The organism is Streptomyces toxytricini (genome assembly GCF_014649915.1).
Taxonomy (GTDB): Bacteria; Actinomycetota; Actinomycetes; order Streptomycetales; family Streptomycetaceae; genus Streptomyces; species Streptomyces toxytricini.
In genome coordinates this window covers 183,092-199,040 of the sequence record NZ_BMTY01000003.1, presented here as the reverse complement: position 1 = coordinate 199,040, position 15,949 = coordinate 183,092, and the positions used below count along the sequence as shown (strand labels likewise).

Below are 15,949 nucleotides of genomic sequence, written 5' to 3'. Positions count from 1 at the left end.
TTGCCGTACTGATTCGCCGTCAGCAGGCCTTCAACCGCCCGATTTGTAACTTCCGGTCGCCTTCTCGAAGACCTCGGTCACCTTGCCCTCGCCGTCCTGCGGGCCCGTCACCATCACGACGTGGTAGCTGCCGCCGAGCGCGACGACGAAGTTGCGGGCGACGACACTGCGGCCGGTGCCGTCGATCCAGGTGTACCGGCCGGTCGCCCGCAGCTGCTGACCCACCTTCGTGGTCTTCACGTCACCGCCGCTGGCCCACGTCGAGGACCGGTACGGGGCCAGCTCAGGCTCCTTGTCCTTCTGGTAGGTGGCCGGGTCCGGGCTGCCCTCCACCTTGTCCCGGCCCGGGACGACGATCAGGACGTACTGGCCGTCGGTGTAGCGGACCTGGCCCGCCTCGTTCATGCCGCGGCGCTCCCAGCCCTGCGGGACCGCGATCTCGAAGTGCTCCGGGTCCTGTTGGACGGTGTAGCCGGGCGGCGCGGACGCCGGGGCCTGCGGCGCGGGCTGCGAGGGAGTGGGCGCGGGCGTCGGGGAGGCCTGCGGGCGAGAGCCGCCGGGGGACGGGGTCTCGGTCTTGGCCACGGGCGTCTGCGAGGCGGCGTCCCCGCCCTGCCCCTCGCCTGCCCGCGGCAGGAACAGCACCGCGTACGCCACCGCCCCGGCGGTGAGGGCGAGGACCCCCGCCAGCAGGACCCGCCCCAGGTGGCGGGGGCCGCGCCGGGGCGCCGGGTTGCGGTGCCGGCCGTGCAGGTCGCCGCGGCGGCGCACGGCGGGCAGCCGGGCCGGGTCCGGGTCCGCAGGCGGGATCGCACCGGGCGCCGCCGCGTCGGGCTCGGGCGCCGACCGCACGAGCGAGCGCAGCCAGCCGCGGAGCTCCTCGAAGTCGGGGCGCTCGGTGGGGTCCTGGCGCAGCAGGGACTCCACGACGGGCCGCAGCGGCCCGCACTCCTCCGCGAAGGCGGGCGGCTCGGCGCAGACGATCTCGACGAGCTCGGCGGCGCTGTCCTCCGGGTACGGGGGGTGCCCCTGCACGGACCGGTAGAGCAGCGCGCCGAGCGCCCACAGGTCGGTGGCCGGGCCGACGGGAGCCGCGATCTGCCAGGGCCCGGCCACGGTACGGGCCTGCTCCGGCGCCCACCGCTCGGTGACGGCCCCCACGACGGCCATCCGCGTCTGCCGCGCCCGCTCGGCATCAAGCCCGGTCCGCGGCCCGCGCGGGGCGCCGGCCCCTGGCGCGGGCCGGCCGCCGCGGGGTGCTCCCGCCGCGGCGGGGACGCCCCCGCCGGTGCGACCGGCGGGCGCGCCGGGGAGCCGGGCCGGAACCGCCCCGCCCGGACCGCCGACATGCGCGGCCTGCGGGCCGGGGCGCTCCCCGCGGGGGGCGTCCGCCCCGGCGGGGGCGCCGGGGGCGTCCGGAAGGCTGGCCGGCACCGACCCGGCCGTCCCGCCGGCGGGACGGGCGGGGGCGTGGGGGAGGCCCGCCGGAATCGGCCCGCCCGTACCGCCGGCGGGCGCGTGCCGGTCCCCGCGGGGGGCGTCCGCCCCGGCGGGAGCGCCGGAGGCGTTGGACGAGCGGGCCGGGATCGGCCCGTTCGCCCCGCCGGGGCCACCCGGGCCGACGGGAAGGGCCGAGCCACCCGGGCGGGCCGGGGCGTCGGGAAGCATGCCCGAGGCCGGCACGGCCGACCCGCCGGGGGCCGGGGGAAGGTGTGCCGGAATCCGCCCCGCCGGACCGCCCGCGGGCGCGGGGCCGGGGTGGTCGCCGCGGGAGGCCTCCGCCGCCGCGGGGGCGCCGGGGGCGTTGGACAAGCCGGCCGGGATCGGCCCGGCCGCCGCGCCGGGGCCACCCGGGCCGGCGGGAGCGGCCGAGCCGCCCGGCCCGCCCGGGCGGGCCGAAGCGTCGGGAAGCATGCCCGAGGCCGGCACGGCCGACCCGCCGGGGGCCGGGGGCCGGGGGCCGGGGCGGCCCCCGCCGGGAGCCTCCGCCGAGGCGGGGACGCCGGGGGCCGGGGGAAGGTGTGCCGGAATCCGCCCCGCCGGACCACCCGCGGGCGCGGGGCCGGCGTGGTGGCTGCCGGAGGCGTCCGCCGCGGCTGGCCCGCCGGGGAGCCGGGTCGGAACCGGCCCGGCCGGGCCGCCGGCACCGGCGGGACCGCCCGGGTCGGCGGGGACGTTGGGCAGACGGGCCGGAATCGGCCCGGCCGCACCGCCGGGGTCCGCGGAACCACCCGGGCGGGCGGGGGCGCCGGGTAGGCCGGCCGGGCCGCCGACGGGCGGGGGAAGGCGGGGGGCGGTGTCGTCGTCGGCGTGCCGGTAGCCCTGGGGCAGGGCGGGCGGCAGGGCGGCCTGCCGGCGCGGTGTCGCACCATGCCAGGGCACATCGTCGCCGGCCGGCAGGCCGTCGCCCGCGGGAGCGCCGCCGGACCGGCCGGTCGGTGCGGACGCGGGGCCCGAGGGGGCGGGTACGGCCGGGGCGGAAGGCGCCTCTGCGGGCGGCGCCCCCGCTGCCCTGGGGCCGCCGTACGGGTACGAGTACCCCTGCGGCAGCTTCGACCCGATCGGCCGCTGCTCCGGGACGGCGCCAGGCGCCTCGCCCGCGGTGATCCGCGCGGCCACGACCTCCGGCCCCCCACCCTGGGCGGCAACGGCTCGGAACGAGCCACCGTCCACGGATCCGCCACGCGGCCCGGTCTCGTACCCGGGGGCGACGAGCGGCGCACGGCCCGCGGCGTCGGCGGGCGCCACACCGCCCTCCCCCGCCGCACCGCCGCCACGCGGGCCGGCCTCCTGCGGATCCCGTTCGGGCACGATGTGGTCCGCATACCGCGGCCCGACCACGCCCACCGGGTCCCGGCCGGACGACAGCATCGACTCGGGGAGGGCGCGGTCGGCGTTCCCCGCCCCGGGCCCGCCCAGCGCGTCACGGCCGGACGGCAACGGCGGCTCCGGAGCGGCCCCGACGGCGTACCGAGGCCCTTCCGCAGAGCCCGGGGCGGCCAGCGGCCCACCGCCGGACGGCGACGGCCGCTCCGGGACGACGTGGTCCGCGTACCGACGGTCCGCCGTCGGGCCGGGGTCGGCCAGCGGGTCGTAGCCGGACGACTGCGGCGACTGCGAAGCGGCCCCGTCGAAGTTCCAGGGCCCCTCCGCAGGAGCGGGCCCGCCCAGCGGGTCACGGCGGGACGGCGACGGCCGCTCCGGGACGACGTGGTCCGCGTACCGGGGCCCGGCCGTCGGGACCGGACCGTTCAGCGGGTCACCGCCGGGCGGTAGCGGCTGCTCCGGAGCGGCGCGGTCGGGGTACCCCGGGCCGGGCGGGGGCAGCGGGGCGTAGCCCGGGGGGAGTTCGGGGTTCGGGGGTGCGGGGTTCGCGCGCGGGGTCGTTTCGTAGCCGGGGGCCACCAGGGGGGCGTACGGGGGTGCGGTGGGGGCGGGCGGGGTGCCCCAGGCATCTTCCGCGGGCGGGTCGTCGTCCTCGGCCGGGACCGGGTCGTACCCGCACAGCGCGTCCTCCGCGGCGCCGGCCGCGAGGCCGGTCAGCACGACGCGCCCGTCGTCGCATATCAGCACGGTCCGCACGGTGATGTTGCGGTGCGTCCAGCCGTGCGCGTGCAGCGCGCGCAGCGCGGTCAGCACGTCGGAGGCCACCTCGGCCGCCCGGTACGGGGTCAGCGGCTCCTCAGCGAGGAGGGCGGCCAGCGGCCGGGCGGGCACCAGCTCGCTGACTATCCACAGCGAGCCGCCCTCCGCGAACACGTCGAAGACCTGGTCCAGTCGCGGATGGTCGGGGACGGACGCCGCCGCCTGCGCCGCCGCGATAGCCCGCCGCACGGCCGGGAGTTCGCCCGACGGGCCCCGCCCGGGGCCGGAGCGGTACGGGGGCATGGGCGCCTCCGCGGCGTACCCCGCGGCCTCGCCGTCGACCAGCTCGGCGTCCACGATCTCGGGTAACGGCACCTGCCGGACCAGGACTTCCTGCCCGCTCCGGGTGTCGAACGCACGGGTCTCGGCCGGCTCGTACTCGTCCGACGGCGGCAGCGGCAGACGGTAGCGGCCGGCCAGGATCCGCCCCGCGTAGTCCTCCACTGTGCCTCCCCCGAGTGCCGGGGCCGTCTCCCTGCGGCCCCCGCTGACACGATACGTCGCCGGGGGCTCCCGCGTCCCGGAGCCGGGAAGGCTCGTCAGGCCAGGGGCTGGAACGTCGCGAAGGCCGTGTCGCGCAGCTGCCGGCACTCCGGGCCGTCCCACTGGTCCGCCGGGCAGCTGATCATGATGGCGTAGCCGCGCTTGGCGTCCACCTTGAAGCCGCGGTTGAGCACGCGGACCTTGATGCCCTTCTGCTCCCGCTCGAACTCCCAGTCGGCGACGGTGGGGTAGTCGCGGTAGCCGACCGCGTCGATGCGGATCGTGCGGTAGCCCTTGCTGCTGCCGGCGACGGCGGGGGCGAGCGCCGCCCAGGCGGCGCGCGCGTCCTCGCCGGGGCGGTTGGTGAAGTCGACCTGGATGCGCGGGAAGCCGCCGTCACGGCTGTATATGGCGCCGGAGTTGTCGCCGGCGGTGTCCGTGTGGCGGAAGTCCTGCGGCATCGCCATGGAGAAGTGGAAGCCGAGGTCCGTCACCGTGGCGAAGCCGGCGGGGAGCCCGGCCGCGGCACCGCCCGGGTCGGAGCCCTGGCCCTGGCCCTGGCCCTGGGCGGCCGCCTGGCCCTGGCCCTGGGTCTGGGTCTGGCCCGGGCTCTCCTGCCCGCCCGGCGTCTGCCCCTGCGCCGACGGGCTGCTGCCGCCCGCCCCGCCCCCGGTGGAGCCGGCGTCGCCGGTCTTGCCGGAGGGACCCGGGCTCGGCTTGCCGGAGGTCGTCGTCCCCGGGGTGCCCTTGCCCTGCTGCTCGGAGTCGCCGCTGAACGCGTACACGATCAGCGAGCCGATCGCGGCCAGCGCGACCACCACGCCGGCGATGGCGAGCCCGATGGTGCGGCGCGACATGACGTCCGTCAGCGGCGCCGCGACCGGACCGGTGCGCGCGCCGCCGGACGCCGCGGGCTCGGCGGCGGTCGCGGCCGTGGCGGCCGTGGCCGCGGCCGCCTTGCGGGCCGCCTTCAGGGCGGCGCGGGCCCGCTCGCGCTGCTCCCGCTCGCGGCGCTCCCGCTCCTTCTTCTCCGCCTTCTCGGCGGCCTTGTCGGCGGCGGCCTTGGCCGCGGCCTCCTTCGCCGCGCTCAGGGAGATCTGCCGGGTCTCCTCCACGGCCGGCGCCAGGACCTCGACGGCCTCCGGCTCCGGCATGTTGACCACGGCGGTGAGCATGACCCGCGCGCGCTGCTCGTCGAGGCGCCGGGCCGGGTCCTTGACCAGCAGGCCGTAGATGACCTCGGTCAGCGGGCCGGCGTTCTTCGGCGGCTCCACCGGCTCGGTCATGACGGCGGTGAGCGTGGCGAGCGCGGAGCCCTTGTCGTAGGGGGGCACGCCCTCGACGGCGGCGTAGAGCAGACCGCCGAGCGACCACATGTCCGCCGGCGGGCCCGGCTTCTGGCCGCGGGCGCGCTCGGGCGAGATGTACGAGGGCGCGCCGACGAGCATGCCGGTGGAGGTGATGGACGGGTCGCCCTCGACCTGCGCGATGCCGAAGTCGGTGAGGACGACGCGGCCGTTGGCGGCGATGAGGACGTTGGACGGCTTCACGTCGCGGTGCAGGATGCCCTGGCCGTGGGCGGCACGCAGCACTTCGAGCACCGCGAGGCCGACCTCGGCGGCGCGGCGCGGGGTCAGCGGGCCCTGTTCCCGTATGAACTCGGCGAGGGAGGGGCCCTCGATGAGCTCCATGACGATCCACGGCCGGCCGTCCTCGTCGACGACGTCGAAGACGGTGACGGCGCCGCCGCTGCGGATCCGGGCGATGGCCTTGGCCTCGCGGAGGGTGCGGGTGATGAGGCGGCGCTTCTCGTCCTCGTCGACGCCGTTGCCGAAGCGGAGCTCCTTGACGGCGACGGTGCGACCGAGGGTTTCGTCCTCGGCGCGCCAGACGGTGCCCATGCCGCCCTTGCCGAGCACCTCACCGAGCCGGTAGCGGCCGGCGAGGAGCCGGCCCTCGCGGCCGCTGTCGTCGGCGGCCTTGACGGCCGCGGCCTTCACCGCGGCGGCGACGGCGTCGGCCTTGTCGATGATGGGGTTCCCGGACGTCGTCCGCACGGCGTCGGCCTGCGCCCCGGGCTTCGGCTTAGCATCCTCGGGCCCACCCGAAGCGGAACCAGCCGCAGCGGCACCACTCTTTGCAAGGCTCGGCCTCGACCCCTCGGCCGGGGTCGAAGCGGAACCACCCGCAACCGCACCGTCCTTCGCGACGTCAGGCTTCGCATCCTCGGGTCCGGCCGAAACGGAACCAGCCGCGGCAGTGTCGTCCTTCGCCGGGCCGGACGTCGTGCCCTTCGACCCGCTCGAAGCGGAACCGGCCGCGGCCACAGCACCCTTCGCCAGGCTCGGCTTCGCATCCTCCGGTCCGGCTGAAACGGAACCAGCCGCGGCAGCGTTGCCCTTCGCCGGGCCGGACGTCGCGCCCTTCGACCCGCTCGAAGCGGAATCAGCCGCAGCATCCTCGGTCAGGCCCGACTCCGAGCCCTTCGACTCAGCCGGAACAGAACGGCCCGCTGCGGCAGCGCCCTTCGCCGAGCCCGGCTTCGTGGGTTCCGTGTCGGCCGAAGCGGAACCAGCTGCTGCGGAGCCGCCCTTCGCCAGGGTCGGCTTCGCCGCCTTCGGCGCAGCCGAAGCGGAGTCGGGCGCGGTCGTGCCCGCACCCGACTTCGCGGTCTTCGGCCGAACCGAAGCGGAACGGGCCTCGGCGGACGGTCGCGGCTTCGCGGGGCCGGGCTTGCGGGTGGCGGCCGCCGGGGCGTCGGCGGCGGCGGACCCGGCGTCAGCCGGCTCGGCGGCCGCGGCCGTACGGGCAGCCTTCGGCTTCGTGAGGTCGGGCTTCGGCGAGGCCGATCCGGACGGCTCGGCGTCCTGCGGCGCGGCGGCGGCCGAACCGGCGGCCCCCGGCTCCCCAGCGCCCGGACCGGCCGCAGCCGCGGGCGTCCGCGCAGGCGGGACGGCCTTCACAGACGGCTCCGGCTCGCCCGACACGGGCTCGGCCCGGTCCTGCTCCGCCGCAGGCGAATCGGTGTGCTCCGGCTTCGACATGCGTCCCCTCTGCGATCGTGCCGCCTGCTCCGGCTGCCCCGGCACCCGCCGGAGTGCCCGGCGGCCCGCCCCGGGAGAACCCGCGCGATAACCCGCCCCGGCAGAACCCTTATTGTTCCTCACTCCGCAACGGACGGGAGCCCCGGGTCCGCGGTTCCCCCCCTCCGGATCGCGGACTTACAACGGAACGATGTCGGGCGCCCCCAGCCTGGCGGCATCCGCCGTCTGGTCGTCCGGCTGGCGCTGGGATTCGCGCTCAGCCTGCACCCTCTTCTCGTAGTGCTCCACTTCCTTCTCGATCTGCTGCTCGTCCCACCCCAGCACCGGGGCCATCAGCTCCGCGCACTCCCGCGCCGATCGGGTCCCCCGGTCGAACGTCTCGATCGAGATGCGCGTCCGGCGGGTCATCACGTCGTCGAGGTGGCGGGCTCCTTCGTGCGAGGCCGCGTAGACCACTTCGGCCCGCAGGTAGTCGTCCGCCCCGCCGAGCGGCTCGCCGAGCGAGGGGTCGGCCGCGATCAGGTCCAGCAGTTCGTCCACCATGGACCCGTACCGGTTCAACAGGTGCTCCACCCGCACCACATGGAGCCCGGACCGGGCGGCGATGCCGGCCCGGCCGTTCCACAGGGCCCGGTACCCCTCCGCGCCCACCAGCGGCACGTCCTCGGTGACGCAGTCGGCGACCCGCTGGTCGAGGCCGTGCACCGCCTCGTCCACCGCGTCCTTCGCCATCACCCGGTACGTCGTGTACTTGCCGCCCGCCACGACGACGAGCCCCGGCACCGGGTGCGCCACGGTGTGCTCGCGGGACAGCTTGCTCGTCGCGTCCGACTCCCCGGCCAGCAGCGGCCGCAGGCCCGCGTACACGCCTTCCACGTCATCCCTCGTGAGGGGGACGGCCAGGACCGAGTTGACGTGCTCCAGCAGGTAGTCGATGTCCGCGCTGGACGCCGCCGGGTGCGCCTTGTCGAGGTCCCAGTCGGTGTCGGTGGTGCCCACGATCCAGTGCCGGCCCCAGGGGATGACGAACAGGACCGACTTCTCCGTCCGCAGGATCAGCCCGGTGGTCGAGTTGATCCGGTCCTTCGGCACGACGAGGTGGACGCCCTTCGACGCGCGGACGTGGAACTGGCCGCGCTCCGCGATCAGCGCCTGCGTGTCGTCCGTCCACACCCCGGTCGCGTTGACGACCTGGCGGGCGCGGACCTCGTACTCCCGCCCGCCCTCCACGTCCTGCACGCGTGCGCCGACGACCCGCTCGCCCTCCCGGAGGAAGCCGACGACCCTCGCCCGGTTGGCACAGTGCGCCCCGTACACCGCGGCCGTCCGCACCAGGGTGGTGACGTACCGGGCGTCGTCCATCTGGGCGTCGTAGTACTGCAGGGCGCCGACCAGGGCGTCCTTGCGCAGGGCCGGCGCCACCCGCAGGGCGCGCCGGCGGGAGAGGTGCCGGTGCACGGGCAGGCCGCGGCCGTGCCCGCTGGAGACGGACATCGCGTCGTACAGGGCGACGCCCGAGCCGGCGTACAACCGCTCCCAGCCCTTGTGCTGCAGCGGGTAGAGGAACGGGACGGGCCGGACGAGGTGCGGGGCGAGCCGCTCCAGCAGCAGGCCCCGCTCCTTCAGCGCCTCGCGCACGAGGGCGAAGTCGAGCATCTCCAGGTAGCGCAGGCCGCCGTGGATCAGCTTGCTGGACCGGCTGGACGTGCCGGACGCCCAGTCCCGCGCCTCGACGATCCCGGTCAGCAGGCCCCTGGTCGCGGCGTCCAGCACGGTGCCCGCGCCGACCACGCCCGCGCCCACCACGAGCACGTCCAGTTCCCGCTCGGCCATCCGGGCGAGGGCGTCGGCGCGCTGCGCCGGCCCCAGTGTCGCTGTCCTCACGGCTGCCTCCCGTCGGTGCGGGCCGCGCCGGCTCGGCGCGGGCGGTCCCGCTCACGTCCCCCGTCCTCGATTCTGACCCCGCGCTCCCGCATCAGCCACCGCCTGTGGACAACACAACGGAGGCCATCACCCCGTAATACGACAGATCGGTCATATATACGCCTAGTCTGACATCGCGCCAGCTCATCGGAGGCCCCCGGGATCCACTGGAGTTGCGCACCCAGCCTCTCCATGCATGCCAGGGAAGGGACGGCTCCACCCCATGCCCGCAGACCTCGCCGTCATCGGACTCGGCCACCTCGGCCTCCCACTGGCCCAGGCCGCCGTCGCAGCAGGGATCGAAACCGTCGGCTACGACATCGGCCCGGCCACCGGTTCCACTCTCACCGCCGCCGAGGTCCGCCGCATGTCGGCCGCCGGCTTCCGGGTCACCGCCAACCCCGCCGACCTCGGCCGGGTCCGCACCGCCGTCATCTGCGCGCCCACCCAGCTCGGCGCCGACCGCGCCCTCGACCTCGGCGCCGTCGGCGAGGCGGGCCGGGCCCTGGCCGCCCGGCTGCGCCCCCACACCACCGTGATCCTGGAGTCCGCGGCCCACCCGGGGACCACCGAGGAGTACCTCCGCCCGATCCTGGAGTCCGGCTCGGGGCTGCGCGCCGGACGCGACTTCCACCTGGCCTACTCCCCCAGCCGCCACGACCCGGGCAACCGCACCCACACCTTCGCGAACACGCCCAAGGTCATCGGCGGCCTCACCCCCGCCTGCACCGAGTCCGCCCACGCCTTCTACGCCCGCATCGCCGAGAAGGTCGTCCGCGCCCGCGGGCTGCGCGAGGCCGAGACCGTCCAGCTCCTGGAGACCAACTACCGGCACGTGAACATCGCGCTGATGAACGAGATGGCCGTCCTCTGCCACGACCTCGGCGTCGACCTGTGGGACGTCATCCGCTGCGCCGAGACCAAGCCGTACGGCTTCCAGGCCTTCCGCCCCGGCCCCGGCGTCGGAGGCCACAGCGTCCCCCTCGACCCCAACTATCTCCCTCACACCACGCGCACCCCCGGCCACCCCCTGCGCATGGTCGGCCTCGCCCAGGAGATCAACGGGCGGATGCCCCAGTACGTCATCCAGCGCTGCGCCACCCTGCTGAACGAGCACGGCAAGTCCGCCCGCGGCGCCCGCGTCCTGCTCCTCGGCGTCACCTACAAGCCGGACCTCGCCGACCGGGAGGGCTCCCCGGCCCCGGAGATCGCCAGCCGCCTCCTCGACCTCGGCGCGCTGATCAGCTACCACGACCCGTACGTCGCCGGCTGGCGGGTCCGCGACCAGCCGGTCCCCCGCGCCGAGTCCCTCTACGAGGCCGCCGCCTCCGCCGACCTGACGATCCTCCTCCAGCACCACCGCACCTACGACCTCCAGGGCCTGGCGGTCAAGGCGCAGCTGCTCCTGGACACCCGCGGGGCGAGCCCGGCCGGCGCCGCCCACCGGCTCTGACCGGGTACGCCGAAGGGCCGGCCCCCGTCGCGGGGAGCCGGCCCTTGCGCCGTGCCCGGCGTGCGCTGCGGCCGCGGGGCCGGTCAGCCGTGGTGGTGGCTGTCCGCGACGGTGACCTCGACGCGCTGGAACTCCTTCAGCTCGCTGTAGCCGGTGGTGGCCATCGAGCGGCGCAGGGCGCCGAACAGGTTCATCGAGCCGTCCGGGGTGTGCGACGGGCCGGTGAGGATCTCCTCGGTGGTGCCGACGGTGCCCAGGTGGACCTTCTTGCCGCGCGGCACGTCCTCGTGGACGGCCTCCATGCCCCAGTGGTGGCCCTTGCCGGGCGCGTCGGTGGCGCGGGCCAGCGGGGAGCCCATCATGACGGCGTCGGCGCCGCAGGCGATGGCCTTGGGCAGGTCGCCGGACCAGCCCACGCCGCCGTCGGCGATGACGTGCACGTAGCGGCCGCCGGACTCGTCCATGTAGTCGCGGCGGGCGGCGGCCACGTCCGCGACGGCCGTGGCCATCGGGACCTGGATGCCCAGCACGTTGCGGGTGGTGTGCGCGGCGCCGCCGCCGAAGCCGACGAGGACGCCGGCCGCGCCGGTGCGCATCAGGTGCAGGGCCGCCGTGTAGGTGGCGCAGCCGCCGACGATGACCGGGACGTCGAGCTCGTAGATGAACTGCTTCAGGTTCAGCGGCTCGGCGGCGCCGGAGACGTGCTCCGCGGAGACCGTCGTCCCCCGGATGACGAAGATGTCGACGCCGGCGTCGACGACGGCCTTGGAGAACTGGGCGGTGCGCTGCGGGGAGAGCGCGGCGGCGGTGACGACGCCGGAGTCGCGGACCTCCTTGATGCGCTGCCCGATCAGGTCGGCCTGGATCGGGGCCGCGTAGATCTCCTGGAGGCGGCGGGTCGCGGCCTCCTCCGGCAGCTCGGCGATCTCGTCGAGCAGAGGCTGCGGGTCCTCGTGGCGGGTCCACAGGCCTTCGAGGTTGAGGACGCCGAGGCCGCCGAGCTCACCGATGCGGATCGCGGTCTGCGGGGAGACGACGGAGTCCATGGGGGCGGCGAGGAACGGGAGCTCGAAGCGGTACGCGTCGATCTGCCAGGCGATGGAGACCTCCTTCGGGTCCCGCGTCCGCCGGCTCGGGACGATGGCGATGTCGTCGAACGCGTACGCCCTGCGGCCGCGCTTGCCGCGCCCGATCTCGATCTCAGTCACGTGTGGTGGCCTTTCCTCTGGGTCTGCCCGTCCAGTATCCCCGAAGGGCGGGGGCGCGCGTCCCGGCGACCGCTGTGCGGACGCACGCCCGAGGGGCGGGCCCGTTCCCGGACCCGCCCCTCGGCGGTGGCCGGCCCCTGCGGCTCGGCCCCTGCGTGTGTGTCAGCCCTTGCGCGAGTAGTTCGGCGCCTCGACCGTCATCTGGATGTCGTGCGGGTGGCTCTCCTTCAGGCCCGCGGAGGTGATCCGGACGAACCGGCCCCGCTCCTGGAGCTCCGGCACCGTGCGGCCGCCGACGTAGAACATCGACTGGCGCAGGCCGCCGACGAGCTGGTGGACCACCGCGGACAGCGGGCCGCGGTAGGGCACCTGGCCCTCGATGCCCTCGGGGATGAGCTTGTCGTCGCCGCCCACGCCCTCCTGGAAGTAGCGGTCCTTGGAGAAGGACTTGCGGTCGCCGCGGGACTGCATCGCGCCGAGGGAGCCCATGCCGCGGTACGACTTGAACTGCTTGCCGTTGATGAAGAGCAGCTCGCCGGGGGACTCCTCGCAGCCTGCCAGCAGCGAGCCGAGCATCACCGTGTCGGCGCCCGCGACCAGGGCCTTCGCGATGTCGCCGGAGTACTGAAGGCCGCCGTCGCCGATGACGGGGACGCCCGCGGCCTTGGCCGCGAGGGCGGCCTCGTAGATGGCGGTGACCTGCGGGACGCCGATGCCGGCGACGACGCGGGTGGTGCAGATGGAGCCGGGGCCCACGCCGACCTTGATGCCGTCCGCGCCGGCGTCGACCAGGGCCTGGGCGCCGTCGCGGGTGGCGACGTTGCCGCCGATGACGTCGACCGAGGCGTTCGACTTGATCTTGGCGACCATGTCGCCGACGAGGCGGGAGTGGCCGTGCGCGGTGTCGACGACGATGAAGTCGACGCCGGCCTCGATGAGGGCCTGGGCGCGCTCGTAGGCGTCGCCGGCGACGCCGACCGCGGCGCCGACCAGCAGGCGGCCCTCCTTGTCCTTCGCCGCGTGCGGGTACTTCTCGGCCTTGACGAAGTCCTTGACCGTGATCAGGCCCTTGAGGACGCCCGAGTCGTCGACCAGCGGCAGCTTCTCGATCTTGTGGCGGCGCAGCAGCTCCATGGCGTCGACGCCCGAGATGCCGACCTTGCCCGTGACGAGCGGCATCGGGGTCATGACCTCGCGCACCTGGCGGCTGCGGTCGGACTCGAAGGCCATGTCGCGGTTGGTGACGATGCCGAGGAGCTTGCCGGCGGCGTCGGTGACGGGCACGCCGGAGATGCGGAACTTCGCGCACAGCTCGTCGGCCTCGCGCAGCGTCGCGTCCGGGTGGACCGTGATGGGGTCGGTCACCATGCCGGACTCGGAGCGCTTGACCAGGTCGACCTGGTTGGCCTGGTCGGCGATGGAGAGGTTGCGGTGGAGCACGCCGACGCCGCCCTGGCGGGCCATCGCGATCGCCATGCGGGACTCGGTGACCTTGTCCATGGCGGCGGACAGCAGCGGGATGTTGACCCGCACGTTCCGCGAGATGAGGGAGGAAGTGTCGATCTCGTCCGGGGCCATGTCCGACGAGCCCGGCAGCAGCAGGACGTCGTCGTACGTGAGTCCGAGCGCGGCGAATTTGTCGGGCACTCCGTCGGAGTTGACAGTCATGACACCTTCCCAAATGGTCTTGCCCAGCGCGGATGTCCATGCTAACGGGATCGGGAGGCGTCTCATTCCACGAGCGAGATCACTCCCAAGTTTCGTGGATTCCTCCTAGGGAAGCGGCATGCGGCCGACCGTCCGGAAATCCGCCGCCGGCGGCCCGGGCGCTACTGCCCGGCCAGGGCCCTCAGCCTGCTGAGCGCCCGGTGCTGGGCCACCCGGACGGCGCCGGGGGACATGCCGAGCATCTGGCCGGTCTCCTCGGCGGTCAGGCCGACGGCGACGCGCAGGACGAGGAGCTCGCGCTGCGTCTCGGGCAGGTTGGCGAGCAGCTTGCGGGCCCAGGCGGCGTCGCTGCTGAGCAGCGCCCGCTCCTCCGGGCCGAGGGAGTCGTCCGGCCGCTCGGGCATCTCGTCCGAGGGGACGGCCGTGCTGCCGGGGTGGCGCATGGCGGCCCGCTGGAGGTCGGCGACCTTGTGCGCGGCGATCGCGAAGACGAACGCCTCGAAGGGGCGGCCGGTGTCGCGGTAGCGCGGCAGTGCCATCAGGACGGCGACGCAGACCTCCTGCGCCAGGTCCTCGACGAAGTGGCGGGCGTCACCCGGGAGCCGGGAGAGCCGGGTGCGGCAGTAGCGGATGGCCAGCGGGTGCACGAAGGCGAGCAGGTCGTGGGTGGCCTGCTCGTCGCCGTCGACGGCGCGCCGGACGAGGTCGCTGACCGCCCCGGCGCCGCCGCCCTTGGCGGCTCCCGTGGGGCCTGTGGCCGCGGGGGAGCCCATGGCCTCGTCGTCGCGCATCAATCCATGGTGCCTTGGCGCCGGAGCGTTCGCGGCACCGCGGCCCTTGTTGTGCGCCGAAGCGTTATGAGCGGGTGCGCCTGGACTCGTCACTGCACGCTCCCCTCCCGCTCGCCCGAATACTCTCCGAGGCCCCATCCCAGAATGCGCCACACACTCAAGCATGCGGCATCGCGCACGAAGCGACACGTCCCCCGGATGGTGCCCCGCCAATCCCCCGGCCACGCACGGGGTGGGGCCGGGCGGCAGGGCCGGGAGCGGGGCGGCGGACGGCGCGGGGCCGGGCGCCGCGTCGCGGTGTGCGGGCGCGGCGTGCCGGGCGCGCCGCCCCGTCCGCCGGCGGCGGACGGGACCGGCTCAGCGTCCGGCCCGCGGGGGCGCGGTCAGCGGACGAGGCCCCAGCGGAATCCGAGCGCCACGGCGTGCGCGCGGTCCGAGGCCCCCAGCTTTTTGAACAGCCGGCGGGCGTGCGTCTTGACCGTGTCCTCGGAGAGGAAGAGCTCGCGCCCGATCTCCGCGTTGGACCGGCCGTGGCTCATGCCCTCCAGCACCTGGATCTCGCGCGCGGTGAGGGTGGGCGCGGCGCCCATCTCGGCCGAGCGGAGCCGGCGCGGGGCCAGCCGCCAGGTCGGGTCGGCGAGGGCCTGGGTGACCGTGGCCCGCAGTTCGGCGCGCGAGGCGTCCTTGTGCAGGTAGCCGCGGGCGCCGGCGGCGACGGCCAGGGCCACGCCGTCGAGGTCCTCGGCGACGGTGAGCATGATGATGCGGGCGCCCGGATCGGCCGAGAGCAGCCGGCGCACCGTCTCCACACCGCCGAGCCCGGGCATCCGTACGTCCATGAGAATCAGGTCGGAGCGGTCGGCGCCCCAGCGGCGGAGGACTTCCTCGCCGTTGGCAGCCGTCGTCACGCGCTCGACGCCGGGCACGGTGGCAACCGCGCGACGGAGCGCCTCTCGGGCAAGCGGGGAGTCGTCGCAGACGAGGACGGAAGTCATGACCGCCCTCCGGAGCTGCTGATGCGCGTCACCTTGAGCCTCCAGGCTTGGTACGTATCGTCACCTGTGCGGTCGATGCTCTCGGACACCTGTCCGGGAGGTCATTGGTTCAACCGCCTTCGCTCTCTCAACGATGGTCACTCGAAAGAGTTACGGGTCGGACGGACACCTTCGGCACTCTACGTGAGGGCGCGATCACATCGTCGGCGCCACTCGCCGCCTGTCCTCCATCTGGAGCTATGCCCTATTTGGCGGCTTTCCTTCCGTTTCGCCTGTGTCTGAGGCTAGATTCCCAATGAGTCATATTTACATCTACTAGGACAGTAGGTGTGGTGGCTTGGACCGTATCCGTCTCAGTACCGGCACCAACGAGGACTACCCATGGCAGATTTCTCCCGCCTCCCCGGACCGAACGCCGACCTCTGGGACTGGCAGCTGCTGGCCGCCTGCCGGGGGGTCGACAGCTCCCTCTTCTTCCACCCGGAGGGCGAGCGGGGCGCGGCCAGGAGTGCGCGCGAGGCCTCGGCTAAAGAGGTCTGCATGCGATGCCCGGTGCGTTCGGAATGCGCCGCGCACGCGCTGGCCGTCCGCGAGCCCTACGGGGTGTGGGGCGGCCTCACGGAGGACGAGCGCGAGGAGCTGATGGGCCGCGCCCGCCATCGGCTGATCCCCGCGTCGAGCACGATCGGACGGATCACGCCGGACTGAGCCGGATCCGGCGCAGCGAAGAAGGAACGTT

The 15,949-nt window shown here is 75.0% G+C and carries 9 protein-coding genes; 2 read left to right on the top strand and 7 right to left on the bottom strand.

All coding sequences use genetic code 11. From position 1 onward, the window contains the following. Positions 1-30 precede the first annotated feature (30 nt). From IE170_RS05020 to IE170_RS05010, 3 genes are all read right to left on the bottom strand, one after another. Positions 31-4,089: a serine/threonine kinase C-terminal domain-containing protein gene (locus IE170_RS05020; RefSeq protein WP_189808051.1), complete on the bottom strand. Its 4,059-nt coding sequence runs from the start codon at positions 4,087-4,089 to the stop codon at positions 31-33. A 95-nt stretch (positions 4,090-4,184) separates the two neighbouring features. Then, complete coding sequence (locus IE170_RS05015) at positions 4,185-6,185, bottom strand: serine/threonine-protein kinase (RefSeq protein ID WP_308428361.1); 2,001 nt, start codon at positions 6,183-6,185, stop codon at positions 4,185-4,187. A gap of 1,164 nt (positions 6,186-7,349) precedes the next feature. Continuing rightward, entirely contained in the window at positions 7,350-9,056 is a 1,707-nt protein-coding gene (locus IE170_RS05010) for a glycerol-3-phosphate dehydrogenase/oxidase (protein ID WP_189808049.1), read from the bottom strand. Positions 9,057-9,318: 262 nt separating this feature from the next. Here IE170_RS05010 and IE170_RS05005 point away from each other — a divergent pair, with 262 nt between their 5' ends. Continuing rightward, the gene (locus tag IE170_RS05005) at positions 9,319-10,548 is read left to right on the top strand and encodes a nucleotide sugar dehydrogenase (RefSeq protein WP_189808223.1); all 1,230 of its coding nucleotides are present in this window, start codon (positions 9,319-9,321) and stop codon (positions 10,546-10,548) included. Between the two features lie 83 nt (positions 10,549-10,631). On the opposite strand, the gene IE170_RS05000 is transcribed toward IE170_RS05005, so the two are convergent. The 4 genes from IE170_RS05000 to IE170_RS04985 all read right to left on the bottom strand — a co-directional run bounded on the left by IE170_RS05000 (position 10,632) and on the right by IE170_RS04985 (position 15,210). Next, positions 10,632-11,756 carry a GuaB3 family IMP dehydrogenase-related protein gene (locus IE170_RS05000; RefSeq protein WP_189808048.1) on the bottom strand — a complete coding sequence of 375 codons (1,125 nt, stop codon included), beginning with the start codon at positions 11,754-11,756 and terminating at the stop codon, positions 10,632-10,634. A gap of 162 nt (positions 11,757-11,918) precedes the next feature. Continuing rightward, positions 11,919-13,424 (bottom strand): IMP dehydrogenase, encoded by a 1,506-nt coding sequence (gene guaB / locus IE170_RS04995; RefSeq protein WP_189808047.1) that lies wholly within the window; start codon positions 13,422-13,424, stop codon positions 11,919-11,921. A 161-nt stretch (positions 13,425-13,585) separates the two neighbouring features. Beyond that, on the bottom strand, positions 13,586-14,215 hold the full coding sequence (locus tag IE170_RS04990) for a sigma-70 family RNA polymerase sigma factor (RefSeq protein ID WP_189808046.1): 630 nt from the start codon (positions 14,213-14,215) through the stop codon (positions 13,586-13,588). Between the two features lie 383 nt (positions 14,216-14,598). Continuing rightward, positions 14,599-15,210: a response regulator transcription factor gene (locus tag IE170_RS04985; RefSeq protein WP_003948568.1), complete on the bottom strand. Its 612-nt coding sequence runs from the start codon at positions 15,208-15,210 to the stop codon at positions 14,599-14,601. A gap of 381 nt (positions 15,211-15,591) precedes the next feature. Here IE170_RS04985 and IE170_RS04980 point away from each other — a divergent pair, with 381 nt between their 5' ends. Further along, entirely contained in the window at positions 15,592-15,918 is a 327-nt protein-coding gene (locus tag IE170_RS04980; protein ID WP_114053777.1) for a WhiB family transcriptional regulator, read from the top strand. Positions 15,919-15,949: the final 31 nt, after the last annotated feature.